25 protein-coding genes are annotated in these 26,323 nt (G+C 67.3%); 10 read left to right on the top strand and 15 right to left on the bottom strand.

Features of this window, described 5'->3' with window-relative positions; translation table 11 throughout:
• The first annotated feature begins 42 nt into the window (after window positions 1-42).
• Window positions 43-1,386 (top strand): NADP-specific glutamate dehydrogenase, encoded by a 1,344-nt coding sequence (gene gdhA / locus ACW11F_RS02675; protein ID WP_456995367.1) that lies wholly within the window; start codon window positions 43-45, stop codon window positions 1,384-1,386.
• A 37-nt stretch (window positions 1,387-1,423) separates the two neighbouring features.
• Here the strand turns inward: gdhA and argH are convergent, their stop codons facing one another.
• The 7 genes from argH to ACW11F_RS02640 all read right to left on the bottom strand — a co-directional run bounded on the left by argH (window position 1,424) and on the right by ACW11F_RS02640 (window position 9,058).
• Window positions 1,424-2,716, bottom strand: coding sequence for an argininosuccinate lyase (argH, locus tag ACW11F_RS02670; RefSeq protein ID WP_456995366.1), 1,293 nt, complete (start codon window positions 2,714-2,716; stop codon window positions 1,424-1,426).
• Window positions 2,713-3,666 carry an N-acetyl-gamma-glutamyl-phosphate reductase gene (gene argC, locus ACW11F_RS02665; protein WP_456995365.1) on the bottom strand — a complete coding sequence of 318 codons (954 nt, stop codon included), beginning with the start codon at window positions 3,664-3,666 and terminating at the stop codon, window positions 2,713-2,715. Before argC ends, argH begins: the two co-directional genes overlap by 4 nt.
• Window positions 3,663-4,988, bottom strand: coding sequence for an acetylglutamate kinase (locus ACW11F_RS02660; protein ID WP_456995872.1), 1,326 nt, complete (start codon window positions 4,986-4,988; stop codon window positions 3,663-3,665). The genes argC and ACW11F_RS02660 overlap by 4 nt, the downstream gene beginning before the upstream one ends.
• 17 nt (window positions 4,989-5,005) lie before the next feature.
• Window positions 5,006-6,097, bottom strand: coding sequence for an acetylornithine deacetylase (locus tag ACW11F_RS02655; RefSeq protein ID WP_456995364.1), 1,092 nt, complete (start codon window positions 6,095-6,097; stop codon window positions 5,006-5,008).
• A gap of 63 nt (window positions 6,098-6,160) precedes the next feature.
• Window positions 6,161-7,408, bottom strand: a complete 1,248-nt coding sequence (locus ACW11F_RS02650; protein ID WP_456995363.1) for an argininosuccinate synthase — start codon at window positions 7,406-7,408, stop codon at window positions 6,161-6,163.
• Window positions 7,409-7,459: 51 nt separating this feature from the next.
• Window positions 7,460-8,470, bottom strand: a complete 1,011-nt coding sequence (locus tag ACW11F_RS02645; RefSeq protein WP_456995871.1) for an N-acetylornithine carbamoyltransferase — start codon at window positions 8,468-8,470, stop codon at window positions 7,460-7,462.
• A 234-nt stretch (window positions 8,471-8,704) separates the two neighbouring features.
• The gene (locus ACW11F_RS02640; protein ID WP_456995362.1) at window positions 8,705-9,058 is read right to left on the bottom strand and encodes a hypothetical protein; all 354 of its coding nucleotides are present in this window, start codon (window positions 9,056-9,058) and stop codon (window positions 8,705-8,707) included.
• A gap of 114 nt (window positions 9,059-9,172) precedes the next feature.
• Between ACW11F_RS02640 and cysS the strand changes: the two genes are divergently transcribed.
• The 3 genes from cysS to ACW11F_RS02625 all read left to right on the top strand — a co-directional run bounded on the left by cysS (window position 9,173) and on the right by ACW11F_RS02625 (window position 12,325).
• Entirely contained in the window at window positions 9,173-10,543 is a 1,371-nt protein-coding gene (gene cysS / locus ACW11F_RS02635) for a cysteine--tRNA ligase (RefSeq protein WP_456995361.1), read from the top strand.
• 95 nt (window positions 10,544-10,638) lie between these two features.
• Window positions 10,639-11,073, top strand: coding sequence for a SufE family protein (locus ACW11F_RS02630; protein ID WP_456995360.1), 435 nt, complete (start codon window positions 10,639-10,641; stop codon window positions 11,071-11,073).
• Between the two features lie 4 nt (window positions 11,074-11,077).
• Entirely contained in the window at window positions 11,078-12,325 is a 1,248-nt protein-coding gene (locus ACW11F_RS02625) for an MFS transporter (protein WP_456995359.1), read from the top strand.
• 57 nt (window positions 12,326-12,382) lie between these two features.
• Here ACW11F_RS02625 and dksA read toward each other — a convergent pair whose 3' ends face one another.
• The gene (dksA, locus tag ACW11F_RS02620; protein ID WP_456995358.1) at window positions 12,383-13,366 is read right to left on the bottom strand and encodes an RNA polymerase-binding protein DksA; all 984 of its coding nucleotides are present in this window, start codon (window positions 13,364-13,366) and stop codon (window positions 12,383-12,385) included.
• Between the two features lie 105 nt (window positions 13,367-13,471).
• Between dksA and yidD the strand changes: the two genes are divergently transcribed.
• Both yidD and ACW11F_RS02610 read left to right on the top strand, forming a co-directional pair.
• Complete coding sequence (yidD, locus tag ACW11F_RS02615) at window positions 13,472-13,708, top strand: membrane protein insertion efficiency factor YidD (protein ID WP_456995357.1); 237 nt, start codon at window positions 13,472-13,474, stop codon at window positions 13,706-13,708.
• Window positions 13,705-15,051, top strand: coding sequence for a dihydroorotase (locus ACW11F_RS02610; protein ID WP_456995356.1), 1,347 nt, complete (start codon window positions 13,705-13,707; stop codon window positions 15,049-15,051). Before yidD ends, ACW11F_RS02610 begins: the two co-directional genes overlap by 4 nt.
• 118 nt (window positions 15,052-15,169) lie before the next feature.
• Here ACW11F_RS02610 and folE2 read toward each other — a convergent pair whose 3' ends face one another.
• From folE2 to efp, 6 genes are all read right to left on the bottom strand, one after another.
• The gene (gene folE2 / locus ACW11F_RS02605) at window positions 15,170-16,066 is read right to left on the bottom strand and encodes a GTP cyclohydrolase FolE2 (protein WP_456995355.1); all 897 of its coding nucleotides are present in this window, start codon (window positions 16,064-16,066) and stop codon (window positions 15,170-15,172) included.
• 47 nt (window positions 16,067-16,113) lie between these two features.
• Window positions 16,114-16,710 (bottom strand): phytoene/squalene synthase family protein, encoded by a 597-nt coding sequence (locus tag ACW11F_RS02600; RefSeq protein WP_456995354.1) that lies wholly within the window; start codon window positions 16,708-16,710, stop codon window positions 16,114-16,116.
• Window positions 16,707-17,378 carry a phosphoglycolate phosphatase gene (gph, locus tag ACW11F_RS02595; protein WP_456995353.1) on the bottom strand — a complete coding sequence of 224 codons (672 nt, stop codon included), beginning with the start codon at window positions 17,376-17,378 and terminating at the stop codon, window positions 16,707-16,709. Before gph ends, ACW11F_RS02600 begins: the two co-directional genes overlap by 4 nt.
• The gene (gene ubiG, locus ACW11F_RS02590) at window positions 17,375-18,082 is read right to left on the bottom strand and encodes a bifunctional 2-polyprenyl-6-hydroxyphenol methylase/3-demethylubiquinol 3-O-methyltransferase UbiG (protein ID WP_456995352.1); all 708 of its coding nucleotides are present in this window, start codon (window positions 18,080-18,082) and stop codon (window positions 17,375-17,377) included. Before ubiG ends, gph begins: the two co-directional genes overlap by 4 nt.
• Before the next feature lie 36 nt (window positions 18,083-18,118).
• A complete protein-coding gene (locus ACW11F_RS02585; protein WP_456995351.1) occupies window positions 18,119-19,465 on the bottom strand; it encodes a TRZ/ATZ family hydrolase in 1,347 nt (448 codons plus the stop codon).
• Window positions 19,466-19,633: 168 nt separating this feature from the next.
• The gene (efp, locus tag ACW11F_RS02580) at window positions 19,634-20,200 is read right to left on the bottom strand and encodes an elongation factor P (protein WP_456995350.1); all 567 of its coding nucleotides are present in this window, start codon (window positions 20,198-20,200) and stop codon (window positions 19,634-19,636) included.
• Window positions 20,201-20,248: 48 nt separating this feature from the next.
• Here efp and epmB point away from each other — a divergent pair, with 48 nt between their 5' ends.
• Window positions 20,249-21,274, top strand: coding sequence for an EF-P beta-lysylation protein EpmB (gene epmB / locus ACW11F_RS02575; protein ID WP_456995349.1), 1,026 nt, complete (start codon window positions 20,249-20,251; stop codon window positions 21,272-21,274).
• Window positions 21,275-21,359: 85 nt separating this feature from the next.
• Window positions 21,360-23,435: an EAL domain-containing protein gene (locus tag ACW11F_RS02570; protein WP_456995348.1), complete on the top strand. Its 2,076-nt coding sequence runs from the start codon at window positions 21,360-21,362 to the stop codon at window positions 23,433-23,435.
• 72 nt (window positions 23,436-23,507) lie between these two features.
• Here the strand turns inward: ACW11F_RS02570 and htpX are convergent, their stop codons facing one another.
• On the bottom strand, window positions 23,508-24,419 hold the full coding sequence (gene htpX, locus ACW11F_RS02565; protein ID WP_456995347.1) for a protease HtpX: 912 nt from the start codon (window positions 24,417-24,419) through the stop codon (window positions 23,508-23,510).
• 126 nt (window positions 24,420-24,545) lie between these two features.
• On the opposite strand from htpX, the gene gluQRS reads away from it, so the two are divergent.
• Window positions 24,546-25,433 carry a tRNA glutamyl-Q(34) synthetase GluQRS gene (gene gluQRS, locus ACW11F_RS02560; protein WP_456995346.1) on the top strand — a complete coding sequence of 296 codons (888 nt, stop codon included), beginning with the start codon at window positions 24,546-24,548 and terminating at the stop codon, window positions 25,431-25,433.
• 79 nt (window positions 25,434-25,512) lie between these two features.
• Complete coding sequence (gene phbB / locus ACW11F_RS02555) at window positions 25,513-26,253, top strand: acetoacetyl-CoA reductase (RefSeq protein WP_456995345.1); 741 nt, start codon at window positions 25,513-25,515, stop codon at window positions 26,251-26,253.
• Window positions 26,254-26,323: the final 70 nt, after the last annotated feature.

Raw genomic sequence — 26,323 nt, 5'->3', positions numbered from 1 at the left:
GGTGCCACCAAGGCACACCGAACCGCCGACGGAGTGCGAGCATTGACCCGACCCAGCCTTGAAGCCTTTCTCGACACGCTTGCCCGGCGCGATCCGCAGCAGCCGGAGTTCCTGCAGGCGGTGCGCGAGGTGATGACCTCGCTGTGGCCATTCCTCGAGCGCAACCCGCACTACCGCGAGCACGGACTGCTCGAGCGGCTGTGCGAGCCGGACCGGGTGATCCAGTTCCGCGTCACCTGGGTCGATGACCATGGCCGCACCCAGGTCAATCGCGGCTTTCGCGTGCAGCACAGCCAGGCCATCGGCCCGTACAAGGGCGGCATGCGCTTCCACCCCTCGGTGAACCTGTCGATCCTGAAGTTCCTCGCCTTCGAGCAGACCTTCAAGAACGCGCTGACCACTCTGCCGCTGGGTGGCGGCAAGGGTGGCGCGGACTTCGATCCCAAGGGGCGCAGCGATGGCGAGGTGATGCGCTTCTGCCAGGCGCTGATGGGCGAATTGCATCGCCACCTGGGCGCCGACGTGGACGTGCCGGCCGGCGACATCGGCGTGGGCGCACGTGAAGTCGGCTACATGGCGGGGATGATGAAGCGGCTGTCGAACCACGCCGGCTGCGTATTCACCGGCAAGGGCATCGCCTTCGGTGGCAGCCAGATGCGCCCGGAGGCGACCGGCTACGGCACGGTTTACTTCGCCGAACAGATGCTGCGCCGGGTCGGCGAGAGCTTCGATGGTCGCCGGGTATCGATTTCCGGCTCCGGCAACGTGGCCCAGTACTGCGCACAGAAGGCAATGGACAGCGGCGCGCAGGTGCTGACCCTGTCCGACTCGGGTGGCACCTTGTTGTGCCGGGAAGGCATCAGCGAACAGCTTCTGGCCGACGTGATCGCGTTCAAGAACGAGCAGCGTGGGCGACTCGCCGAGTTCTGTGCACGCCACGGCCTCGACTTCCACCCCGGCACGCGGCCATGGACGGTGCCGGTGGACATCGCCCTGCCCTGCGCCACCGAAAACGAACTGGATGCCGCCGATGCGCGCCGCCTGATCGACAACGGCGTGCGCTGCGTGGCCGAGGGTGCCAACATGCCCTGCACGCTGGACGCGGTGGATGCGTTCATCGATGCCGGCACACTGTATGCACCGGGCAAGGCCAGCAATGCGGGCGGGGTCGCCACCTCGGGGCTGGAGATGAGCCAGAACGCGGTGCGTCTGGGCTGGACCCATGCCGAAGTCGATGAGCGCCTGCACCTGATCATGAAGGACATCCACGCCAATTGCGTGCGCCATGGCCAACGCGCCGACGGCAGCATCAATTACGTCGAAGGTGCCAACATCGCCGGTTTCGTCAAGCTGGCGGATGCCATGCTGGCCCAGGGCGCGTGCTGACGCAGCAACCCGCGCGCATGCCTGTGGCGGCCCCGGTTCAGCCCGATGCGGCGGCCAGACGCTCGCGCAGCTGCTCCAGACGCAGGTCGCCGGCGGCACCGGGCGATACCCGCGCGGCGAGGCTGGCCTCGGGATCACCGCCCGCCCAGCGTTCGGGATCGGCCGCTTCACGGTAGGCATCGCGGAACGGCAGCCCTTGGCGCGCGAGGTCGACCGCAAGGTCGGTGGCGTACATTGAGGGCTCGAGTGCATCGCGCATCGCCTGCTCGCGCCAGTCCAACGCACCAAGCAATGCCGGCACCAGGCGCAGTGCGGCCAGGCCGCGGGTGAAGCCATGCACCAACCCGCCCTTGCCGAACTGCAAGTCGCGGTGATAACCCGATGGCAGTGAAAGCAGCTGCTCGATCTCGCAGCGCGCGGCGGCGACGCTGGCATAGGCCGCGCGCATCAGTTCGATCACGTCGGGATTGCGCTTGTTCGGCATGATCGAACTGCCGGTCGTGTATTGCGCCGGCAACTCGACGAAGCCGAACTCGCTGCTGGTGAACAAGCTGAGATCCCAGGCCAGACGGCGCAGGTCGAGCATCGCGCTGCCCAGTGCTTCCAGTGCCGCCATCTCGAACTTCCCGCGTGAAAGCTGGGCATACAACGGCGATACCTGCATCCGTGAAAACCCCAGCGCGGCGGTGGTGTGTTCGCGGTCGAGCGGAAGATTGACGCCATAGCCGGCCGCCGTGCCCAGCGGATTGCTGTCCACCCAGCCACGGCAGGCGCGTGCGCGCATGGCATTGTCGATGAACGCCTCGACCCAGCCCGCCCACCACATGCCCAGGCTCGATACCACCGCGCGTTGCAGGTGGGTGTAGCCGGGCATGGGCAGCGTCGCTTCACGTTCGGCGCGAGCCAGTCCTACCGTGGCGATCTGCAGACACAGGTGCTCGACCTCCTCGAGGCGGTCCTTCAGCCACAGCCGGGTGGCCACCAGTACCTGGTCGTTGCGGCTGCGCCCGGCATGGATCTTCTTGCCGGTCTCACCCAGTCGCTCGGTCAGGCGGTCCTCGATCGCCGAGTGCATGTCCTCGTAGCGCTCGTCGAGCACGAACGCACCGGACTCGATGTCGTGGCGCAGGTTGTCGAGCTCGCGGTTCAGCGCGGCAAGCTCCTCGTCATCGAGCAGGCCGACGCGCGCCAGCCCCTCGGCGTGCGCACGGCTGGCACGGATGTCGTAGCCGATGAACTCGCGGTCCAGGATCACGTCGTCACCGGCCAGGAAGCTCTGGATCTCGGCATCCACCGCCACGCCCGCCTTCTGCCACAACAGCTTGCTCATGCCGCCTCCTCCAGCGTGATGCCCTCGAACTCGTCGAAACCGAAGGCCAGGTTGAGATTCTGCATCGCCTGCGTGGCCGCGCCCTTGAGCAGGTTGTCGAGCACGCTGACCACGACCAGGCGACGGCCGTCCGCGCTCAGGCCGAAGCCGCCCACACGCGCCGCATGGCGCCCGGCGATGCGCGACACCCAGGGCATCTCCTCGACCACTTCGAGCAAAGGCTCGTCGGCATAGAACGCACGATAGGCCTGCACCACCTCCTCGCGCGTCATGGTTTGGCGCAGATGCAGGTTGGCAGTGATCGACAGGCCGCGGAAATAGCCCGCCACGTGGGGGATGAACTCGACCTCGGCACAGTGTCGACTCACTTCGCGCTCGTGCAGATGGCCGGTCAGCGCATACGGCATCAGGTTGTCCTGAAGCAGCTGCGGATTGTTCTTGTCGCTGGGCGTGGTGCCGGCCCCCGACCAGCCGGAGACGCCGAAGCATTGCACCGGTCCGGCCAGCTGATCGCGCAACGGCGCGATCGCGAACTGCATCGCGCTGGCATAACAGCCCGGGTTGCTGATGTGACGCTGGCCACGGTAGTCCTTGCGCGTCAATTCCGGCAGGCCGTAGTACCAGCCGTCGTCGAAGCGGTAGTCGGCGGACAGGTCGACCACCCGCGGCTGATCGTCGCGCCGCGTGATGCTGGCCATGCACGCGGCGGCCTTGCCGTTGGGCAGGGCCAGCACATACGCGTCGACCGGCTCCACGGCCAGCGCATCGAGCGCGATTTCGCGGTAGCGCAGGTCGCCCTGGAAGCCGGGCACATGATCGGCCACGCGCTCGCCATCACGCGCACGCGAGGACACGAAACCGAGTTCCAGCCGCGGATGGCGCTCGATCATCGGGATCAGCTCCTCGCCCACGTAACCGCGCGCACCGACCAGACCAATGCGTTTTTTCATCCCGCGTCCTCCAGACTGGGTTCACGCGCCAGGGCATCCTCGACACATTCGCGGATCGCGTCGAAGTCCTGCAATCCGTACCAATAGGCCTTCCACGGCAGGCGACGGAAGCTGCCATCGGCTTCCGCATCGTAGAACGCGTTGACCAGGTTGAAGCGTCGCGAACGCCAATACAGCACCGGCGTCTCGGCACGCATCATTTCCCATACCGCGCGCCCCAGCCCCTCGCCCTGGGCATCATCAAGCACCGCGAACTTGTCGAGATACGGCTGCGGCCCGTCGGCACTCAGGATCACCGCGGCACGGTAGTTCTCGCTGACCCAGGCGCGCAGCAACGGCGTGCGCTCGAAGTAGTCCGGCACCAGGCGGCGACCGAACGCCGATTCGATCAGCCCGCGCAGCCGCGGCAGGTCCAGCGCTTCCCATTGTTCTGCACGCAACACCCGTTCGCCGCGTCGCACCAGGGTGCCCGAGCCCTTGTGCGTGAACAGCTCCTTGGCCAGTTCCGCCGGGCGGGTGATCGACACCGAAGAGGACAGCGGCACCGAATCGAGCAGCGACTTGATCTGTTCGAGCTTGAGGCGCATCCCGCCGCTGAGCCACTCGGCCTGCATCAGCCGCGCATAGTCGCTGCTCAAATTGATCGAGTCGATGACACGACCATTCTCGTCGAGCAGGCCACCGGTGCCGGTCAGGAACACGATCTTGTCCGGCCGCAGTTCGCGCACCAGGGCATTGGCGGCGATGTCGGCATTGATGTTGACGATCTGCCCGCCGCAGGTTTCACCGAGGCTGGCGATGACCGGAATCGAGCCGGCTTCGAGACTGGCACGGATCGAAGCCAGTTCGACCCGTTCCACTTCGCCCACCAGACCGAACGTCGCCTCGTCCAGCAGGCGCGACTCGAACACGCCCGACACGATCGAGGTGGCGCGTGCATCCGCCGCCTGCAGCGCCTCGACCAGCGCCAGATTCTGTGCCTGCATCACCCGGCGCACCACCGCGAGGGTATCGGCGCGGGTCACGCGCAGGCCGGCGACCACCTCCTTCTCGATTCCGGCCTCGCCCAGCGCCTCGTCCAGCTGCGGGCCGGCGCCATGGATCACGATCGGGGTCAAGCCCACGTCCTGCAGGAATGCCAGCGAGGACACCAGGGCATCCAGGTCGTCACGCAGCACCGCGCCGCCGACCTTGACCACCGCGAAACGCGCGGCTTCCAGCTGCGAATAGCGCTTCAGGTACTGACTGATTTCCTTCGCGCTGGCCATGCTCGAAAGCAGGCGCACGATGGTCATGCGGGTGCGCGCATCATGCGCGCGCATTTCGGAATGACGCAGGTTCATGTGTGTTGCCCCATCAGCATGGCGCGGATCGATTCGGCATAGCGTTGCAGTTGTGCCAGTTCCACCCATTCGTCGGCGGCATGCGCCTGGGCGATGTCGCCCGGCCCGTACACGATGGCGTTCAAGCCGGCTTGCGAGAACAGCGAGGCTTCGGTCCAGAAGTCCACCGCCGGCCCGACCTCGAGACCCAGTTCCTCGGCCAGCGCCTGCGCCTGGCGGCGGCGATTCTCGGCCTCGGCCGCCTGCCCCGCGGGCAGCGAGGGGCCGCGGAAGGTTTCCTCGTACTCGGCACCGGCCGCGGCGAAGTCGCGCAATTGGCGGTGCAGCTCGTCGCTGTCCTGCGAGGGCAGCGGGCGGAAGCCGAAGCGGACCTCGGCATGCGGGGCGATCACGTTGGCCTTGATGCCGCCCTCGACACGGCCGATGTTGAAGCGCAGTCCCTGCAGCCCGCCGAATTCCTGCGCCGCGTGTGCGGCGACGAAGTCCAGCGCCGCGGTGCCCCAACGCATGGCCTGGTGCAGGGCGCTGGCCTCCAGCGCCGAGGCGGCCGAGGCATGCCCCGCCTGCCCATGGAACTGCACGCGCGCGGCGGACAGGCCGCGGTGCGCGAGTACCGCGCGGCAGCCGGTCGGTTCGGCGACGACCACATCGGAAAAACCATGCTCGCGACGCAGGAACGCGGCCACGCCGCGCGCATCATTGGCCTCCTCGTCACTGGTGAACAGCAGCGCGAGGTCACCCGGCGTGGCGCGTGCCACCGCCAGCAGCGCCGCCGCCGCGCCTTTGATGTCGCAGGCACCCAGACCCACCGCGCGTTCGCCATCCACACGCAGGGTGAACGGATCGGCGCTCCACGCCGGCGAGTCCGGCACCGTGTCCAGGTGCACATTGAACAGCCGCCGTGGCTGCCCACGCTGCGCGTACAGCGATACCGCGCCTGCACTATGGTCCTCGACCCGCACCTCGAACCCTGGCAGTTGCTCGGCCAGCCAGGCGAACAACCCGCCTTCGGCGCTGATCGCGCGCGGCGGATTGCGGGTATCGAACGCCACCAGGGCGCGCAGGTTGTCGAGGATGGATTCAAGCATGGGACGGGTCGCTGTCGGAGTCTGGCGGGCATGCAGCCGTGGTTGATCGATGGAGGCGAGTGCTCACTCGCCGCGTGGCGTGTTGACCTCGGCCCACAGCGTGCTGCTCATGCCGAACAGCTTGATGAAGCCCTCGGCTTCCTCCACGCCCCAGTCGGCGGACTGCGCATAGGTCGCGCCACCGGACTGCAGGATGTGCGGCGAACGCACTTCCACCGCGTCCACGCGGCCGCCGGCGGTTTCCAGCACCACCTCGCCATTGACCATGCGCTGGCTGGAGGCGAGGAACGCCTCCAGGTCGGTCTTCAGCGGGTCGTGGAAGAACCCTTCGTAGACCAGCTCCACCCAGCGCCGCGCCACGTCGGGCTTGAAGCGGTTCTGCTGCTTGGACAGCACCGCCTCTTCCAGTGCGCGGTGCGCCACCAGCAAGGCGGTCAGGCCGGGGGCCTCGTGCACGATGCGTCCCTTGAGACCGATGGTGGTGTCGCCGGTGTAGATGCCGCGACCCACGCCGTACGCGGCGAATTCCCGGTTCAGCCATGCCAGCAATTCCGGCCCGGGCATTTCCTGTCCATCCAGCGCCACCGCTTCACCCTGGACGAAGGTCAGGGTCACGCGCAGCGGCTGCTGCGGCCACTCGGCGCGCGGCTTGCACCAGCCGCGGGCTTCCGCGCCCGGCGCCTGCCAGGCATCGATCTCGCCGCCGGAGAGGGTCACGCCGAGCAGGTTCTCGTTGATCGTGTAGCGCTGTTGCTTGCCGGGCACGTCGAAGCCGCGTTGCTGCAGGTATTGCTGCTCGTAGGCACGTGTCTGAGTGTGTTCCTTCTGGATCTCGCGGATCGGCGCGATGATGCGATAGCGGCCACTGGCCTTGACCGCGAGGTCGAAGCGCACCTGGTCGTTGCCCATGCCGGTGCAGCCGTGCGCGATCGCGTCGGTGCCCAGCGCACGGGCGCGCGCCAGCGCGGCATCGACGATCAGGTAGCGATCGGACACCAGCAGCGGATACTGGCCCTGGTAGCCTTCGCCGGCCTGGATGAAGGGCTTGACGAAGCCCTCCCAGATCGCCGGGCCGCCATCCACGGTCAGATGCGAGGCCACGCCCAGCTCCTCGGCACGTGCCTCGATGTAGGCACGCTCTTCGGCATCCACGCCGCCGGTATCGGCAAACACGGTATGCACGTTCCAGCCCTGCTCCTTGAGCCAGGGCACGCAGAAACTGGTATCCAGGCCACCGGAAAAGGCGAGCACGATATCGCCCTGCTGGCCGGGTTGCTGAGGCTCGTGTGCTTGCATCGGGGTATTGGTCATGGCGCGGATGTCTCTTGTCGATTGGATGTCGGGTCGGATGTTGCAGCCGGCTCAGGCCGCCGCCAGCCTGGCCATCACCGCCTTCTGCACATGCAGGCGGTTCTCGGCCTCTTCGATGGCGATGCACCGCGGCGAGTCCATCACCGCGTCGGTGGCCTTGACGTTGCGACGCAGCGGCAGGCAGTGCGAGAACACGCCATCGCGGGTCAGCGCCATCTTTTCCTCGTCCACGATGAAGTGGCGATAGCGCTCGCGCATCGCCTGCTCGTCCTGCCAGCGACCGAAATACGGCAGTGCGCCCCAGCTCTTGGCGTACACGATGTCGGCATCGCGATAGGCCGATTCAATGTCGTGGCTGATGGTGAAAGCCCCCCCACTCTCGGCAACGTTCTGCTGCGCCCAGCCGAGGTAACGCGGGTCGAGCAGATACTCCTCGTTCGGGCACAGCAAGGTCACGTCCATGCCCATGCGCGTGGCGATGGTCAGTGCGGAGTTCGCCACCGCGGTGTTGAGCGCCTTCGGATGCCAGGTCCAGGTCAGCACGTACTTGCGCCCGCGCAGGTCGCGCTGGCCGAAATGCTCCTGCAGCGCCAGCACGTGAGCCAGCTCCTGGCACGGGTGGGTGATGGTTTCCATGTTGATCACCGGCACCGTGGAGTATCTGGCGAAGGCCTTGAGCACGCGATCCTCGCGATCCACGCTCCAGTCGGTGAACTTCGGGAACGCCCGCACGCCGATCAGATCCACGTAGCGCGCCAGTACCCGCGCCACTTCGGCGATGTGTTCCTCGCTCTCGCCATCCATCACCGTGCCGGTCTCGAATTCGATCGGCCATGCATCCTTGCCCGGCTGCAGCACCACCGCATGCCCGCCGAGCTGGAACGCGCCCAGTTCGAAGCTGGTGCGGGTGCGCATCGACGGGTTGAAAAAGACCAGCGCGATCGAACGGCCCTTGAGCGCATCGCCAAGCTTTTCGCGCTTGTAGCGCTCGGCCTCGGCCAGCACCGCGTCGAGCTCGGCACGGCTCCAGTCCTGGGTGTTGAGAAAGTGTTTCATCGGGATTCCTGGCGGAGAAGATGTTGAGGTGGGAAATGAAAAAAGCCCGGCATGGCCGGGCTTTTTGCTGCATTTGCGCAGGACAGTCCGGCCGACTCGCTCAGGGTCGACGGATTGGGCGCGCGCGCGAAGTCATGCCCGCGGCCATCCAGGCGGCGGACTGATGGGCAATCGCGAAACGGGCGGGCATGTCCTGCATCAGACCTGCATGCTCGCACGACGGGCACGCGGCGACAAGCCTCACGGCTGAACCCGGCTGTCGACCATCGGCGTGATGCCGATGCGGATGCGCAGGCGTCGACCCGGATCCTGCGCCAGCCGCGAGCGGTAACGGACCCCGTTGTGGGTATACATCACGTCGTAGGCGATCGGGCGACGGGTTTCGCGCGGCTCGGTCACCTCGCGGCATTCGCCACGCTCGTCACAGCGCCGGACGGTCGTCTGGCTGGTCAGGATCTGGTACACCGGCTCCACGCTCAGCACCTGCGCATAGTCATAGCGCACGTGCTCGGCGGGCACCACGCGTTCCTGGGCAGCGCCCGGCGGCGGCACCATCAGCAGGACGGGCAACAGGATGAAGAGGGGGATTCGCACGTGATGTGTGCTGGTTCGAAGACGCATTGTTCAGTTTAGGCAGTGGCTTGCCTGCGCGCCTGAACACCCGCCAACGGTGAAGGCTAGAATGCCCGGTCCGCACCGGGAATCATGATGAGCCTGCACCTGTACAACACACTCAGCCGTCGTCTCGAGCCGTTCCAGCCGCAGGATCCGTCCTGCCCGACGATGTACGTGTGCGGCCCCACGGTCTACAACTACGTGCACATCGGCAACGCGCGCGGGCCGGTGGTGTTCGGCGTGCTGGCCGAGCTGCTGCGCCGGCGCCATGGCGACTTGCGCTATGCGCGCAACATCACCGACGTCGACGACAAGATCAATGCCGCCGCGCGCGAGGCCGGCAGCCCGATCAGCGCGATCACCGAACGCTATGCCGCCGCCTACCGCGAGGACATGGCCGCGCTCGGCGTGGCACCGCCGGACATTGAACCCGCCGCCACCGAGCACATCGCGCAGATCATCGCGATGATCGAACGCCTGATCGAATCCGGCCATGCCTACGCCGCGGAAGGCCACGTGCTGTTCGCGGTGGACAGCTTCGAGGGGTACGGCAAGCTCTCGCGGCGCGACCCGGGCGAGATGCTGGCCGGCGCGCGCGTGGACGTGGCCCCGTACAAGCGCGATGCCGGCGATTTCGTGCTGTGGAAACCCTCCGACGACGACCTGCCCGGCTGGGATTCGCCCTGGGGCCGTGGCCGGCCCGGCTGGCACATCGAATGCTCGGCGATGGCGGCGACGCATCTGGGCGAAACCATCGACATCCATGCCGGTGGCGTGGACCTGCAGTTCCCGCATCACGAGAACGAGATCGCACAGAGCGAGTGCGCGCATGGCGGCAAGACGTTCGCCCGCTTCTGGCTGCACAACGGCATGCTCAACTTCGCCGGCGCGAAGATGTCCAAGTCGCTGGGCAACATCGAGAAAGTGCATGACCTGGTGCGCGCGCATCCGCCCGAGGCGCTGCGCCTGGCCCTGCTTTCGGCGCACTATCGGCAGCCGCTGGAATGGAGCGACGCCTTGATCGCGCAGTCGGTGCGCACGCTCGACCGGCTGTATGCCACGCTGCGCGCACTCGAGGATGTCGAGGTCGAACCACGCATCCCTGCGCGCATCGAAGAGCTGCTGGATGACGACCTCAACACGCCGGCAGTGCTGGCCGAGATTGCCCGCCTCGCCGCCGAGGCACGCAAGGCCGAAGGCATGGAAGCCCGAAGCGAGGCCAAGGCCGCGCTGCTCGGTGCCGGCCTCGCACTGGGCCTGTTGCAACAGTCGCCGCAGGCATGGTTCGCGCACGAGGCCCCGACCGGGGACGATGCACGCATCCAGGCACTGGTCGATGAGCGCATCGCGGCCAAGCAGGCGCGCGACTTCGCCCGCGCCGATGCCATCCGCGACCAGCTCGCCGCCGAAGGCATCGTGCTCGAGGACACCGCACAGGGGGTGCGCTGGACACGACGGCGCTGAGGACGGCGCGGTTTGCCGGCACGGATGCACCGCAGCGGAATCATCCATTCACCTGACCCACTTCGACTCTCCAAGCGACGAGCACCCGTTCCGCAATGAGCCCATCGTTTCCACTTGAACCCAGTGCTGCCGAAGCGCAAGCGGCAATCGCCGAAGAATTCGCCCTGTTCTCCGACTGGGCCGAGCGCTACCAGTACCTGATCGACCTGGGCCGCCAGTTGCCCGATCTGCCCGAGACGCTGAAGACCGAGGAACACCGCCTGCATGGCTGCCAGTCGCAGGTGTGGATCGTGGCCGAGGGCGATGCGCAGCGGCTGGACTTCCGTGCGATCAGCGATTCGGCCATCGTGTCCGGCCTGATCCACTTGGCATTGCGCGTGTATTCCGGGCGCCCGGCCAGCGAAATCCTCGCCACCGAGCCCGATTACATCGCCGCCATCGGCCTTGCCAAGCATCTGTCGCCGACCCGCAGCAACGGCCTGGCCGCCCTGCTCGCCTTCATCCGCGACAGCGCCCGGCAGGCGCAATGAGGCGATGAGCCCGGCGCAGCCCGCCCTGCCGGATGCGGCATCGCCACTGGCCAGCCATGGCTTCCGCTGGCTGCTCGCCTATCGCCTGGGCACCCTGCTGTGCTACCAGATCGTGGCGGTCACGGTCGGCTGGCATGTCTACGAGCTCAGTCGTGATCCATGGAAGCTCGGCCTGATCGGCCTGGCCGAAGTGCTGCCGTTCTTCTGCGTGGCGCCGTTCGCGGGCTATCTGGTCGATCATCTGCCGCGACGCAAGCTGGGCATGGCCGCCTGCGCCGGCCTGGTGCTGACCGCGGCGCTGCTGGCGCTGATCGCCGCCGGACGCCTGCCCGTCTCCGGGCTGTGGCCGATCTATCTCGCCATCGCGCTCGGCGGCATGGCGCGCTCCTTCCTCGGCCCGGTCTACAACGCCTTGTTCGCACGCGTGCTGCGACGCGAATCCTTTGTCCGTGGCGCGAGCCTCGGCAGCGTGTTCTTCCAGGCCGGGCTGGTCGGCGGGCCTGCGCTGGGTGGATTGCTGGTCGGCTGGGGCGGCAAATCGGTGGCCTACACGGTCGCCGCGGGCTGCGGCCTACTTGCGGTCGCCGCGCTGGCGATGATGCCGGTCAGCGAGCCACCCGCGGCGCAGCAGCAAGGCCCGGTGTTCCGCAGCATCGGCGAAGGGCTGCGCTTCGTGTTCGGCCACCAGATCCTGCTCGGTGCGCTGGCACTGGACATGTTCGCGGTGCTGCTGGGCGGTGCGATCTCGCTGGCCCCGGCGTTCATCAAGGACGTGCTGCACGCCGGGCCAGAAGCCCTCGGCATGCTGCGTGGCGCGCCGGCGCTGGGTTCGATGGCGGTGGCGCTGTGGCTGGCGCGGCGGCCGCTCAGCCGCCATGCCGGACGCATCATGCTGGGCTCGGTCGCCGGCTTCGGCCTGTGCATGATCAGCTTCGGGCTCAGCACCTCGCTGTACCTGTCGATGGCGATCCTGCTGGTTTCCGGGATGTTCGACGGCGTCTCGGTGGTTCTGCGCTCGAGCGTGCTGCAGCTGGCCACGCCCGATGCCATGCGTGGCCGGGTGTCCTCGATCAACAGCCTGTTCATCAGCTCCTCGAACGAGCTGGGCGCGTTCTATGCCGGCAGCATGGCGCGGCTGCTGGGGCTGGTGCCGGCGGTGGTGCTGGGCGGCTTCATGACGCTGGGCGTGGTCGCGACCACCGCGCGGCTTGCGCCGCGGCTGCGCCGACTCGATCTGCGCGATCTGCAATGACGACGAACCCCGCACAAGGCGGGGTTCGTTTTGATGCCAGGCGGCTCGCGCCGGAACTCAATCGCCCTGCTGCTTCTGACGGATTTCCCAGCGTTCCTGCGCATCGAAGGTGCGCTCGGCCTGCGGCCTGGCCTCCAGGCGATCCAGACCGATTTCCTCGCCGGTATCGACGCAATAGCCGTAATCGCCTTCGTCCACGCGGCGAATGATGCTTTCGATCTTGCTGATCAGCTTGCGGTAGCGGTCACGCGTGCGCAGCTCCAGCGCGTTCTCGGTTTCGCGGCTGGCACGTTCGGCCTCGTCGCCGATGTCACGCACTTCATCGCGCAGGTTCTCGATGGTCTGCTTGGACTCCTCGATCAGCTCCTCGCGGCGCGACAGCAGCTTCTGGCGGAAATACTCCAGCTGCAGCGGATTCATGTATTCCTCGTCCGCGCTGGGGCGGTAGCCCTCGGGCAGGATCGGGCGGCCGGTGATCTTGTCGAGCTTGAACTTGGGCAGCTTGCCGCGTGCCTTCGGTTGCTCCTTGCGCGTACCTCCCACCACCGCGACCGCCACCTTGCCGGTCGGGCGCGACGGCGCCTTCGCAGCAGCCGCGGGCACCTTCGCGGCGGCGGCCTCGGGCTTGGCGACCTTCGTCGCCGCTGCCTTCCGCGGGGCCGGCTTGGTCGTGGCCTTCTTCGCTGCCGCCTTCGTGGCGAGCGTCTTTTGCGCCACCTTGCCGGTGGCCGCCTTCCTGGCCGGAGTCGACTTCGCGGCAGGGGCTGCCGCCTTCTTCACGGCGACTTTCTTCACCGCGGCCTTCTTCGCCACCGCCTTCTTTGCCACGGTTTTCTTCACCGCGGCTTTTTTCACCGCGGCCTTCTTGGTCACCGGCTTGGCGGTCGCGGCCTTCTTCGCCACAGCCTTGCTGGTGGCGGCTTTCTTCGCGACGACCTTCTTGGCCGGCGCCTTGGCGCCCTTCTTGGCCGCGGCCTTGGCGACCTGCTTCTTCTCGGCGACCTTGGTCGCGGCCTTCCGGGCGGGTTTCTTGACTGCCACTGCGTTTCCTCGTGAATGCCTTGAGCCGGGAAAGCCCGGTGTTATAGCCTAGGGACCACGCCCCGGCAAGCGCACCATTATGGCCCAAGCCGCTGTCCAACGCCCGTGATATCCCGTCTGCTCCTCGCCCTGCTGCGCTTTTACAAGCGCTTCATCAGCCCGTTGCTGGGCCAGCGCTGCCGCTTCACCCCGACCTGTTCGGAATACGCGATGCAAGCGATCGAACGCTTCGGCCCGTTGCGCGGCAGCTGGCTGGGCCTGCGCCGGATCGGGCGCTGCCATCCGCTCCATCCCGGCGGCCACGACCCGGTGCCGCCGGTCCAGCCCGAGGAATCCGCATGAAATCTACCCTGATCGTGAACGCCCGCCTGGTCAACGAAGGCCGTGAATTCGACGCCGACCTGCGCATCGAGGGCGAGCGCATCGCGCTGATCGGCGATGCCCTGGCGGCACGCCCGGGCGAGGACGTGATCGACGCCGAGGGTCGCTGGCTGATGCCGGGCATGATCGATGACCAGGTCCACTTCCGCGAGCCCGGCCTGACCCACAAGGGCGACATCGCCAGCGAATCGGCGGCGGCAGTGGCCGGGGGCATCACCAGTTTCATGGACATGCCCAATACCAGCCCGCCAACGCTGGACAGCACGGCACTGGAGGCCAAATACCAGCTCGCCGCGGGGCGTGCCTGGGGCAATTTCGGCTTTTACCTGGGCGCCAGCAACGACAACCTCGACGCGATCCGCGCGCTCGACCCCAGGGCGGCGCCCGGGCTCAAGGTGTTCATGGGCGCGTCCACCGGCAACATGCTGGTGGACGACCCGACCACCCTGGATGCGATCTTCCGCGAAGCGCCGGTGCCGATCATCACCCACTGCGAAGACACGCCGATGATCGATGCCGCCTTCGCCGAATACCTGGCACGGTTCGGCGATGGCCTCGACGCCCGCCACCATCCGGACATCCGCAGCCGCGAGGCGTGCCTGAAATCCAGCACCCTCGCGGTCGAACTGGCGCGTCGCCACGATGCACGCCTGCATGTGTTGCACGTTTCCACCGCCGACGAGCTGGCACTGTTCGAGCAGGGGCCGCTGATCCGCGCCGACGGTAGCCGCAAGCGCATCAGCGCCGAAACCTGCGTGCACTTCCTGCACTTCTCGCGCGCCGACTATGCGCGGCTGGGCAACCAGATCAAATGCAATCCGGCGATCAAGGAGGAAAGTGACCGCAGCGCGCTCATCGCCGCGCTGACCGATGACCGCATCGACGTCCTCGCCACCGACCATGCGCCGCATGCCTGGGAAGAGAAGCAACTGCCCTACGCACAGGCACCCAGCGGTCTGCCGCTGGTGCAGTACGCGCTGCTGACCGCGCTGGAACAGGTGCATCAGGGCCACCTGACGCGCGCCCAGGTGGTGCAGAAGTTCGCGCATGCCCCGGCACAACTGTTCGACGTGGCCGATCGCGGCTTCCTGCGCGAAGGCCAGTACGCCGATCTGGTGCTGGTCGAGGACCGGCCGCTGACGGTCAAGCGCGAGGACGTGCTGTCCAAATGCGCCTGGTCGCCGTTCGAAGGGCATACCTTCGCCTCGCGCATCGCCGGCACCTGGGTCAATGGCCGCCGCGTGTGGGACGGCCAGCGCCTGATCGGCGAGCCCGGTGGCCAGCGCCTCGGCTTTGCACGCTGATGACCTGAACCAGCTGGCGCGGATACCGGCACTGCTGCCTGCGCCAGCGGCTTGAGGCCGGCATTTCATCGCGGAAAGTCGCTGGCAAGCCGCGCACGATGGCGCGGATGCGCGGAAATCAATTGCGGCCGGAAACTTCCGCCACCGCGTCATGCGCGTGCAGGCTTTCCAGATGCGCCACCCGTGCCTGCCAGCCACGCACCCAGGACAGGCCTGAAAGTGCCTGCGCCACACGGCGCGCGGCATCCTCGCAGAACATCAGGTTCTCGGCATTGGCACGGGCGAAGGCCTGCTCGTCCTCGCGTTTGACTGCGGTCTGCACCGGCGTCGCCAGCGCCGCTTCGAGCGCGTCCGCCAGCGCCTTCACCGGGACTTCGCCGAAGCCGGGCAGCAGTTCGACGCGCACCCGCGCCACGCTGCGCTGTGCGTGCGGCGTGGCCGCCTGACCCTCGGCCGAAGCCAGCCATGCGCGCACCGCCTCGGGATCGACCATGTCGCTGCCGAAGCGTTCGGCAAAGGCTTCGGCATTGACCTGGCGCGAGAGCGCCGCCGAAGCCGGACAGGTGCTGGAATATTCCACCTCCAGCTGCAGCCAGGCGTGCAACGTCGACCCATCGTGCTCCAGTTCCAGGTGCACCGGGTAGCGCTTCCAGCCGTGATTGTCACTGACCAGGGCTGGACGCAGCAGCAGGTGATCCCAGGCCAGACGCAGGCGTGCATGCTGCGCGAGGCCGCGCTGCGATTCGATCAACGAAGCCATCAAGGCATCCAGTTCCGCCGCCCGCAGCGTCGCATCGGGCAGCATTTCCTGCAGCCGCAGATACAGCCGCGACATGTGGATGCCGCGCTTCTGCTCATCGTCGAGGCTGACCGCGACGTCGGCCCGTGCCGCCACCCGCAGCCCGTCAGCCAGTCCCAACGGCAGCGCGATGCCGTCCATGCCGACCCAGTCCAGCCGGCGCGCGGCATGGGCGGAATCGTGGGCAACATCTGGCAGGCGGGCGGAAACGGACATCAACATGGGCGCTGAATGCGAATCGGCCGCATAGTGTAACGGCGGGGTCAGTCGCGGGCAGCGCGCCAGGCGCAACGCAGTGTTGCCCATGGTGCAACGCTCTGCCCGCGTCGGCGCCGCTCGGCGAGCAGCGCATTGATGATCCGGCGTGGCCGGGTGCCGCCACCGGCACGCTCCGCGCTGTCCGCCGACGCCGCGCCGAGCGCCTCGCCGAGTGCCTGCGCGACCGCCGCGCGACCCTCACGATCTTCCGCGAACAGCCCGCGCTCGCAGCCCTCGATCACGCTCGCCAGCCGCGTCAGCGCATCGGCATCGCCACCCTCCTCGCGGCGGGCCAGCAGCGGCAGCGCATCCGCCAGCGCGGCCCAATCGGCCTGTCGATGCTGCAGCACCGCGCCCAGCGGATGGCGACGCGCGCCCTTGGCCCAGCCACGCAATTCCTCCTGCCACCAGGCCAGCTTGGCCAGCCCCGGCGCCGGCTCGGCGGTGGTCGCCGCCTCGGTCCACTCCCGCAGCAGGCTGAACCAGGCTTCGGCAAGCTCGCGCTGTGCCGGCGGCACGAACACCCGGGCGATGCCCCATTCGGGCCAATCGCGACGCCATTTGTCGATGAAGCTGGCAGCCTCGGCGACAGCTGCACTCACGGCCAGGCCTCGGCATGCAGCAGGTCGGCCGGCTCGGCCACCAGCACGTCACCGCCCCAGGCGGCCGGGTCGTCGTCGGCCATGCGATAGCCCCACAGCGCAACGATGGATGGCATTCCGGCCGCACGCGCGGACTGGATGTCGCGCCGGTCATCGCCGACGTAGGCGCATTGCGCAGGACTGACGCCCAGTTCATTCGCACTGTGCAGCAGCGGCAAGGGATGCGGCTTTCGCTCGGCGAGACTGTCGCCACCGACAAGGATCGACGAGCGTTGCTCCCAGCCGAGCATCGGCAACAGATCGCGCGCCAGGCCCTCGGGTTTGTTGGTCACGATGCCCCAGCGCCCGCCATCGTCCTCGATCGCGCGCAACAGTTCCTCGATGCCGGCGAACGGCGCGCCATGCCTGCCGAGCTCGCCGGCGTAGACATCGAGGAATTCCGGCACCGCGGCGAGGATCTCGTCCTCGCCCCAGGCGGGAAAAGCGGCACCACTCATCGCCCGCGCACCACGCGAGACGAACGGACGGATCGCGGCCAGCGTCATCGGCGGCATGTCGCGCCGGGCGCGCATCACGTTGACCGTGGCCAGCATGTCGGGCGCACTGTCGAGCAGGGTGCCATCGAGGTCGAACAGCACGACCTCGGGAAAACGACGTGCCCGGCTCACGTCTTGACTGCCGCCACCAGGTAATTCACTTCGGTGCGCGAGCTCAACCGCGCCGAATTGCGCCAGGGCTCGTACATCACGCCGCTGACGTCCTCCAAGTCCAGCCCCGCGGCACGCAGCATCGCCGCCAGTTCCGCGGGCTTGATGAAATCGCGGTACTGGTGGGTGCCCTTGGGCAGCAGGCGGGCCACATACTCGGCACCGACGATGGCGAGCGCGAAGGCGGCCGGGGTGCGGTTGAGGGTGGAGACGAACAGCCGTCCGCCCGGTTTCAGCAGGCGTGCACAGGCACGGATCACGCTGGCCGGATCCGGCACGTGCTCGAGCATTTCCATGCAGGTGACCGCATCGAAGCTGCCCGGAACTTCGTCCGCTAGCGATTCCACCGACTGCAGCCGGTAATCGATGCCGAACCCGGCTTCGAGCTGGTGCAATTCGGCGACCTCGATCAGCTCCGGGGCCAGGTCGATCGCGGTCACCCGTGCGCCCTCCGCGGCCAGTGCTTCGGACAGCAGGCCGGCACCGCAGCCAACGTCCAGCACCTTGGCGCCGGCCAGCTCGACGCGCTCGGCGACATAGGCCAGACGCACCGGATTCAGCGCATGCAACGCCTTCTGCGGGCCATCGGCATCCCACCAGCGGTTGGCCAGTGCGCCGAACTTGTGCAGTTCGGATTGGCGGACATTGGATCGGGCTTGGGACATGCGGTTCTCCGGTGTCGCGGCGGCGGCGTGGCAAGTTCAGGCGGCGATGTCGATGGCAGCGATGCGCTCGCGCCAGCGCCGTGCATTGGCGATGATCGCGGCTTCGTCCATATCCACCAGACGGCGCTGGTCGAGCTTGTGCCGTCCCGCGATCCACACATCGCTGACCTGGTGGCGGCTGCCGGCATAGACCAGCTGCGAGATCGCCTCGAACATCGGCTGGCCCTCGATATTGTCGAAATCGATGCAGGCGATGTCGGCCTGCTTGCCCGGCTCGAGGCTGCCGACGAGGTCATCCATGCCCATCGCGCGCGCACCGCCCAGGGTCGCGGCATGCAGCGCCTCGGCGGCACTGAAGCCGGCGGCATCCTGCGCCACCGCCTTTGCCAGCAAGGCGGCGGTACGGGTTTCGCCGATCATGTCGAGGTCGTTGTTGCTGGCCGCACCATCCGTGCCGATGGCGAGATTGACGCCGGCCCCGGCGAGCGCGCACACCGGGCAGAAGCCGGAGGCCAGCTTGAGGTTGGATTCGGGGCAATGCACCACGCTGACCCCGCGCTCGGCACACAATTCGATCTCCGCCGGCTCCAGCTGGGTCATGTGCACCGCGATCAGGCGGTCGTTGATCAGGCCGAGGCGGTCGAGGCGCGCGATCGGGCGCAGGCCGAACTGCTCGATCGACTGTTGCACCTCCTGCGCGGTTTCGTGCAGATGCAGGTGCACCGGGATGTCCAGCTGGTCGGCCAGCATGCGCACCCGCTCGAAGTTGGCATCGTTGACCGTGTACGGCGCATGCGGGGCGAACGCGGTGCGCACCAGGGCATCGCTGCGCCACTGGTCGTGCACTTCGCCGGCGCGTTCGAAATACTCGTCGTCATCGCGCGCCCAGGCGGTGGGGAAGTCGATCACCGGCAATCCCACCCGTGCGCGGAAACCATGGCGCTTGTAGGTCAACGCCTGCACGTCGGGGAAGAAATAGTTCTCGTTGACGCAGGTGGTGCCGCCGCGCAGCATCTCGGCGATCGCGAGGGTGCAGCCATCGGCCACGAATTCCGGCCCGATCACGGCCGCCTCGATCGGCCAGATGTGCTTCTGCAGCCAGGCCTTGAGCGGCAGGTCGTCGGCGACGCCGCGCATCAGCGTCATCGGGTTGTGCGCATGCGCATTGACCAGACCCGGAATCAGCACCGAATGCGGGCGCGAAACGGTTTCCCGCGGTGCATAGTGGGCACGCGCCTGCTGCTGCGGCAGCAAGTCGATGATCACCCCGCCATCGATGACCACGGCATGCTCATCCAGCACGGCGCCATGCGGCACCACCGGAATCACGTGCGCGGCTTCGATCAGCAGGTCGCAGGCGTGCGGAGGGCTGTTCTCGCTCATGCGCCTATTTTGCCTGATCGCGTTGACGCACGATCCACGCGCGGTGCCGGCGGGAACCCAGGCGTCCGGCATGGATCGATCCGGACATCCCCGCAGGACCTGCGCAGGACGGGGCTGCAGTGTCGGCCCGCGAGCATCGGGCACCCTGTCGGGGTGCCAATGCCCGGCTTACTTCACCCGGCTGACGTATTCGCCGCTGCGGGTGTCGACCTTGATCACTTCCTCGTTGCCGACGAACAGCGGCACGCGCACCACGGCGCCGGTTTCCAGCGTCGCCGGCTTGCCGCCGCCACCGGAGGTGTCGCCGCGCAGGCCGGGGTCGGTATCGACGATCTGCAACTCGACGAAGTTCGGCGGCTGCACCGCGATCGGCACGCCATTCCACAGCGTGACCACGCACTCTTCCTCGCCCTTGAGCCACTTTTCCGCACCGCCCATGCCGGCGGCATCGGCCTGCACCTGCTCGAAGTTCTCCGGATTCATGAAATGCCAGTATTCGCCGTCCGAATACAGGTACTGCATGTCGGTGTCCATCACGTCGGCCACTTCCAGCGAGTCGGTGGCCTTCATGGTGATTTCCTGCACCCGACCGCTCTTGATGTTGCGGTACTTGACCCGGGTGAAGGCCTGGCCCTTGCCGGGCTTGACGTATTCGGTCTCGGTGATCACGCACGGATCGTTGTTGACCAGAATCTTCTGCCCGTTCTTGACGTCGTTCATGCCCAAAGTGGCCATCCACCTGCTCCTGACTGGCCGCCGCGGCGGCGTTTAAAATGACCTCCCATGATACCTGCTGCCCCCCTCGCCATGCAGCCCGACGGCTGGCAGGCGCAATGGCGCGATGCCGTGCGCGAACCGGCCGAACTGCTTGCTCTGCTCGATCTGGAGCGGCTGCAGCCACGCCTGTCGGATGCGGCGACGGCGCAGTTCCCGCTGCGCGTGCCGCGGGCCTTCGTCGCACGCATGCGTCGTGGCGATGCGGCCGATCCGTTGCTGCGCCAGGTCCTGCCGCTGGACGACGAGGAACGCCTGGTGCCGGGTTTCGCGCTGGACGCGGTCGGCGATGGCGCGGCGCGGGCCGCGACCGGGGTGATCCGCAAGTACCGCGGACGCGCACTGCTGATCGCCAGCGGCAGTTGCGCGATCAATTGCCGCTACTGCTTCCGCCGCCATTTTCCCTACGCCGACGAAAGCGCGGGCCGTGGTGGCTGGAGCGCAGCATTGCAGGTGATCGCAGAGGACGAATCGATCGAGGAAGTGATCCTCTCCGGCGGCGATCCGCTGTCGCTGGCCACGCCCAAGCTGGCCGAACTCACTGCCCGGCTCGGCGAAATCCCGCACCTCAAGCGCTTGCGCATCCATTCGCGGCTGCCGGTGGTATTGCCGGCGCGCATCGACGATGAATTCGGCGCCTGGCTGGCATCGTTGCCGTGGCCGGTCGCCTTCGTCATTCATGCCAACCATGCGCAGGAATTCGATGCCGAGGTCGATGCCGCCCTCGCCCGCCTGCGTGCGACCGGCGCCCACCTGCTCAACCAGGCGGTACTGCTGCGCGGCGTGAACGACTCGGTGCAGGCGCTGGCCGCGCTGTGCGAACGCGGCTTTGCCGCCGGCGTGTTGCCGTACTACCTGCACCAGCTCGACCGCGTGCAGGGCACCGCCCATTTCGAGGTGGACGATGCGCGCGCGCTGGAGCTGCACCGCGAGCTTTCTGCCCGGCTTTCGGGTTATCTCGTGCCACGGCTGGTGCGCGAAGTGGCCGGCGACAGCGGCAAGCGGCCGCTGCTGGCCGGCGACCACGTGTCGTGAGCGCGGGCCGGGGCCTGCTTCGATATAGTGGCGCCCCATAGCAACACACCCTCTTCCCCACCGTGCGCACTGCCCGGAGATCCGCATGCATACAGGCCCCGACGCGACGATTCGCCTGCTGATCGTCAACCAGGATGCCGAGGCCGCCCAAGCGGTCGTCAGCAACCTGCGCAACGCAGGCATGGCGATCCGCCCTTCGCGTGCCGATGACCTTGCCGCCGTGAGCGAACTGCTCGCGGCACAACCTTTCGACCTGATCCTGCTCGCCGCCGCGGACAGCGCCGTCGAAGTGCAGCCATTGCTGCAGCTGGCGGCGGCGGGCGGTCGCGACCTGCCGGTGCTGGTGGAACTGGAAGTGGTCGACACCGCCACCGTGCTGCAGCTGAGTGCCAGTGGCGCCCGCGCGCTGGTGGTGCGCGGGGAGTTCGACCATTTGCGTAGCGTGATCGAGCGCGAATACGACGACCTCGACGCACGCCGCGGCATGCGCCGGCTGCAGGCTCAACTGCGCGAAACCGAACGCCGCTGCGATTCGCTGATCGAGTCCTCGCGCGACCCGATCGCCTACGTGCATGAAGGCATGTACATCCGCGCCAACAGCGCCTATCTCGACATGTTCGGCTACGCGGCGTTCGAGGACATCGAAGGCATGTCCCTGCTGGACATGGTGGCACCAGCGCATGTCGCCGATTTCAAGCGCCTGCTCAAGGAGATCGCGCGTGGCGAGCCGCCGCCGCCGCGCTACGAACTGGAGGCACGCGATGCCGACGGCGGAAACTTCCCCGCGGTGATGGAGTTCGCCCAGGCCAAGTACGAAGGCGAGCCGTGCATCCAGGTGATCATCCGGCGCCAGGAAAGCGACCCCGCGCTGGCCCGGGAAGTCGAGGAGCTGCGTCGCCGCGACATGGCGACCGGTCTGCTCAACCGCCAGACGCTGCTGCATCATCTGGAACAGCGCGTGGGTGAAACCGCGACCGAAGGCCGCCAGCACGCCTTGCTGCTGATCGAGCCGGACAATGCCGCGCAACTGGAACGGCAGGTCGGCCTCGACAACATCGATGCATTGGCCGCTGCCATCGCCGAGCGCCTGCGCCAAGCGTCCGATGCGAACGCCGACATCGCGCGCATGGATGCCAACAGCTATGCGGTGCTGCTGCCGGGCAGCGATTACGCCAACGCCGCGGCCAGCGCCGAGCGCCTGCGCGCCGCATTTCAGGACGCGGTGCTGGAAACCGCACATGCAAGCCTCAGTGCGACCGTCAGCATCGGCGGTGTGCAGATCGGCGAGCGCATCGCGCAGGTGGCGCAGGTGCTGGCCAAGGCGAACGAAAGCCTGCACACCGCCGCCGGCATGGGCGGCAACCGGGTCGAGATTTTCGACCCCAGCGCCGACGAACGGGTCGCGAGCGAACGCGTGCGCGCACACGTCGCGCACCTGCGCGATGCGGTGGAGAACGATCAACTCACCCTCGCCTGGCAGGCCATCGCCAACCTCGAGGACCAATCCCAGATCTTCTTCGAGGCCCTGCCGCGACTGCCGGGCAGCGATGGTCATCCGATCCTGCCGGCACAGTTCATGCCGCTGGCCGAGGAACATGGCCTCGCAGCCGCTGTCGACCACTGGACCCTGCGCCGGGCGTTGGCGGCCGGTCGCGAGCTGGCCGGCGCCGGCACGGCGCCACGGGTGATGGTGGAACTTTCGCCACGCACCCTCGAACAGGACGACCTGGGCGAGGACCTGCGCCGCCTGCTGGCCGAATCGGGACTGTCGGCGCAGTCACTGGTGCTGGAGCTGCCCGAATCGAAGGTGTTCACCAACCTGCGTCCCACGCAGCGCCTGGTCGAAGTGGTGCGTGCACTCGGTGCCGGCTTCTGCATCTCGGAGTTCGGCATCGGCCTCAATTCCCAGCAATTGCTGAGCCACCTCAAGCCCGATTACGTCAAGCTGCATGGCGAACTGATCGAAGCCTACGCGAGCTCCGGGGAGAACCGCGAACGGGTACGCGAAATCGTCGCCCAGGCGCGGGAACATGCCGTCGCCTGCATCGCCGATGGCGTGGCCGATGCCGGCAGCATGACCATGCTCTATACCGATGGCGTGGCCCTGATGCAGGGCGACTTCATCGCCCCGGTGGGCGACTCGATGAGCGGCAACTACTGAGCCGTCGCGCCATTGGGCACATGAAAAGGCCGGGGATGTCCCCGGCCTTTCCGATCACGCTGGCGATGCGGCTCAGGCAACGACGCCCTGGCGCACCGAATCACTGTCCAGACGCGCATTGCGCAGGGCCTGGATGCGCTCTTCCAGCGGCGGGTGGCTGAGCAGCAGGCGGCGCATGCCGTGGCCGAGCGCGCCACTGATGCCGAACGCGGCGATCTGCTTGGGCAGCGTGTTCTCGCCCTGGTTCAGCGCCAGCCGTTCCAGCGCCGAGATCATCTTCTGGCGACCGGCCAGGGTGGCGCCGCCGACGTCCGCGCGAAACTCACGATGGCGCGAGAACCACATCGCGATCATGCTGGCGAACAGGCCGAACACCAGATCCAGCACCAGCACGATGCCGTAGTAGGCGAAGCCCGGGGCATCGCGACCTCCCGAGAGCATGCCGTCGATGGCACGCCCGACCACGCGTGCCAGCACGATGACGAAGGTGTTGAGCACGCCCTGCAACAGGGCCATGGTGACCATGTCGCCATTGGCGACGTGGCTGACCTCGTGACCGAGCACCGCTTCGGCCTGGTCGCGGTCCATCGCACGCAACAGGCCGGTGGAGACGGCCACCAGCGCGGCATTGCGATTGGCGCCGGTGGCGAAGGCGTTGATTTCCGGGGCGTCGTAGATCGCCACCTCGGGCATGCCGATGCCGGCCGCCTGCGCCTGACGCTGCACCGTGGTCAGCAGCCACTGCTCGACCTCGTTGCGCGGTTCGGTGATGACATGCGCGCCGGTGGAGCGCTTGGCCATCCACTTCGACATCATCAGCGAGATGAACGAGCCGCCGAAGCCGAACAGGGTCGCCATCACCAGCAATCCGCCCATGTTGCCCAGGCGGATGCCGAACAACGGCAGCACCACGTTCATGATGATGCCGAGCAGCACCAGTACCGCCAGGTTGGTGGCGAGGAAAAGAGTGATTCGCTTGAACATCGGGAAATCCGTAAAAAGATTGAGCTGAAGGGAAAATATGGGCAGCCTGCATTGAATGCAACATGACGAGCGCCACCGAAGCCATTGAACCCCATCTGCGGGGACGTTTCCGTGACACTGGCCGCGATGCCTGCGCACACCGCCAGTGAACCCCGCGTGCGCGGACGTTTCGCGCCCTCGCCGACCGGGCCGTTGCACTTCGGCTCGCTGCTGGCCGCGCTCGGCAGCTGGCTGCATGCACGCGTGCAGGGCGGCGAATGGTGGCTGCGCATCGAGGACGTGGATCGCGCACGCGAAGTACCCGGCGCGGCACGGGCACAGATCGAAACGTTGCAGCGTTTCGGTCTGCACCATGACGGCGAGGTGGTACGCCAGTCCACGCGGGGTGCGCTGTACCAGGCCGCGCTGGATCGCTTGCAGCAAGCCGGGCTCGCATTCGCCTGCCATTGCAGCCGCAGCGAACTGGAGCAGGCCGGCGGCGTGCACCGTGCATGCGTGAGCAGCAGGCAGCGCGAAACCCCGGCGATCCGCCTGCGCGTCGCCGACGGCACCTGCATCGAATTCGTCGATGAGGTGCACGGGCCGCAGACGTCGCGGCTGGATCTTGAAGCCGGCGATTTCGTGTTGCGGCGGGCCGATGGATTCTGGGCCTACCAGCTCGCGGTGGTGGTCGATGATGCCGCGCAGGGCATCAGCGAAGTGGTGCGTGGCGCCGACCTGCTCGATTCCACGCCGAGGCAGATCCTGCTGCAGCGCCTGCTCGGCCTGCCCACGCCGCGCTACGTGCATCTGCCGCTGGCGCTCGATGCCGAGGGACGCAAGCTGTCCAAGTCGCTGGCCGCGCTGCCGCTGGATGGCGACGATCCGCTGCCGGCGCTGCGCATGGCATGGCATGTCCTCGGCCAGGCCGAACATGCCGTGCTGGGAGCGCGCAATGCGCAGGACTTCCTGCGTCGTGCCCTGCCCGCCTTCCGACCGGCACGGATACCTGCGACGCCGTGGCAGGCGGAATGATCTCGCCGCAGCGCACAACATGTTTTTCATGTGGCCTGCCTAGAATCAAACCACCGTCACAGAAAAAGGCAGGTCTTCCATGACAACGCGCGTGGCATTCGTTACCGGTGGCACTGGCGGCATCGGTACCGCCATCATCAAGCAGCTGGCCGACATGGGCCACAAGGTGGCCACCAACTTCCGCAGCGAAGAACGCGCCAAGCCATGGGCGGAGAAGATGAGGGCCGATGGCTATGACGTGCTCATGGTCAAGGGCGACGTCACCTCCACCGCCGAGGCCGAGGCCATGGTCAAGGAGGTCGAGGACAAGCTCGGCCCGATCGACATCCTGGTCAACAATGCCGGCATCACCCGCGACGGCACCTTCCACAAGATGAAGCCCGAGCAGTGGAATGACGTGATCAACACCAACCTCAACTCGTGCTTCAACGTCACCCGCCCGGTGATCGAGGGCATGCGCGAGCGCAAATGGGGTCGCATCATCCAGATCAGCTCGATCAACGGGCTCAAGGGCCAGTACGGCCAGGCCAACTATGCGGCGGCCAAGGCCGGCATGCACGGCTTCACCATTTCGCTGGCACGCGAGAACGCGCGCAACGGGGTGACCGTCAACACCATCTCGCCCGGTTACATCGCCACCGACATGGTGATGGCGGTGCCCGAAGAGGTGCGCGCCAAGATCGTCGCCGACATTCCCACCGGGCGCCTCGGAACACCCGAGGAGATCGCCTATGGCGTCGGCTTCCTGGCCGACGAGCGCGCCGGCTGGATCACCGGCTGCAACCTCGACATCAACGGTGGCCACCACATGGGCTGGTGACAGGCGGAGGAACGAGGGAAGAGGAACGAGGAACCAGTTGAAGCAACGGTCCGGCCGCTGAAAGCGGTCG

Source organism: Luteimonas sp. e5 (genome assembly GCF_054031035.1).
The sequence above is the reverse complement of the archived record's forward strand: the minus strand, read 5'-3'. Positions and strand labels throughout refer to the sequence as shown.

Bases quoted from the DNA above. Each gene is read 5' to 3' on its own strand.
- argH (WP_456995366.1), bottom strand. From the start codon at position 2,716: ATGAGCAAGCTGTTGTGGCAGAAGGCGGGCGTGGCGGTGGATGCCGAG.
- argC (WP_456995365.1), bottom strand. From the start codon at position 3,666: ATGAAAAAACGCATTGGTCTGGTCGGTGCGCGCGGTTACGTGGGCGAG.
- ACW11F_RS02660 (WP_456995872.1), bottom strand. From the start codon at position 4,988: ATGCGCGCGCATGATGCGCGCACCCGCATGACCATCGTGCGCCTGCTT.
- ACW11F_RS02655 (WP_456995364.1), bottom strand. From the start codon at position 6,097: ATGCTTGAATCCATCCTCGACAACCTGCGCGCCCTGGTGGCGTTCGAT.
- ACW11F_RS02650 (WP_456995363.1), bottom strand. From the start codon at position 7,408: ATGACCAATACCCCGATGCAAGCACACGAGCCTCAGCAACCCGGCCAG.
- cysS (WP_456995361.1), top strand. From the start codon at position 9,173: ATGAGCCTGCACCTGTACAACACACTCAGCCGTCGTCTCGAGCCGTTC.
- ACW11F_RS02630 (WP_456995360.1), top strand. From the start codon at position 10,639: ATGAGCCCATCGTTTCCACTTGAACCCAGTGCTGCCGAAGCGCAAGCG.
- ACW11F_RS02625 (WP_456995359.1), top strand. From the start codon at position 11,078: ATGAGCCCGGCGCAGCCCGCCCTGCCGGATGCGGCATCGCCACTGGCC.
- ACW11F_RS02610 (WP_456995356.1), top strand. From the start codon at position 13,705: ATGAAATCTACCCTGATCGTGAACGCCCGCCTGGTCAACGAAGGCCGT.
- folE2 (WP_456995355.1), bottom strand. From the start codon at position 16,066: ATGTCCGTTTCCGCCCGCCTGCCAGATGTTGCCCACGATTCCGCCCAT.
- ubiG (WP_456995352.1), bottom strand. From the start codon at position 18,082: ATGTCCCAAGCCCGATCCAATGTCCGCCAATCCGAACTGCACAAGTTC.
- ACW11F_RS02585 (WP_456995351.1), bottom strand. From the start codon at position 19,465: ATGAGCGAGAACAGCCCTCCGCACGCCTGCGACCTGCTGATCGAAGCC.
- efp (WP_456995350.1), bottom strand. From the start codon at position 20,200: ATGGCCACTTTGGGCATGAACGACGTCAAGAACGGGCAGAAGATTCTG.
- epmB (WP_456995349.1), top strand. From the start codon at position 20,249: ATGATACCTGCTGCCCCCCTCGCCATGCAGCCCGACGGCTGGCAGGCG.
- ACW11F_RS02570 (WP_456995348.1), top strand. From the start codon at position 21,360: ATGCATACAGGCCCCGACGCGACGATTCGCCTGCTGATCGTCAACCAG.
- htpX (WP_456995347.1), bottom strand. From the start codon at position 24,419: ATGTTCAAGCGAATCACTCTTTTCCTCGCCACCAACCTGGCGGTACTG.
- gluQRS (WP_456995346.1), top strand. From the start codon at position 24,546: ATGCCTGCGCACACCGCCAGTGAACCCCGCGTGCGCGGACGTTTCGCG.
- phbB (WP_456995345.1), top strand. From the start codon at position 25,513: ATGACAACGCGCGTGGCATTCGTTACCGGTGGCACTGGCGGCATCGGT.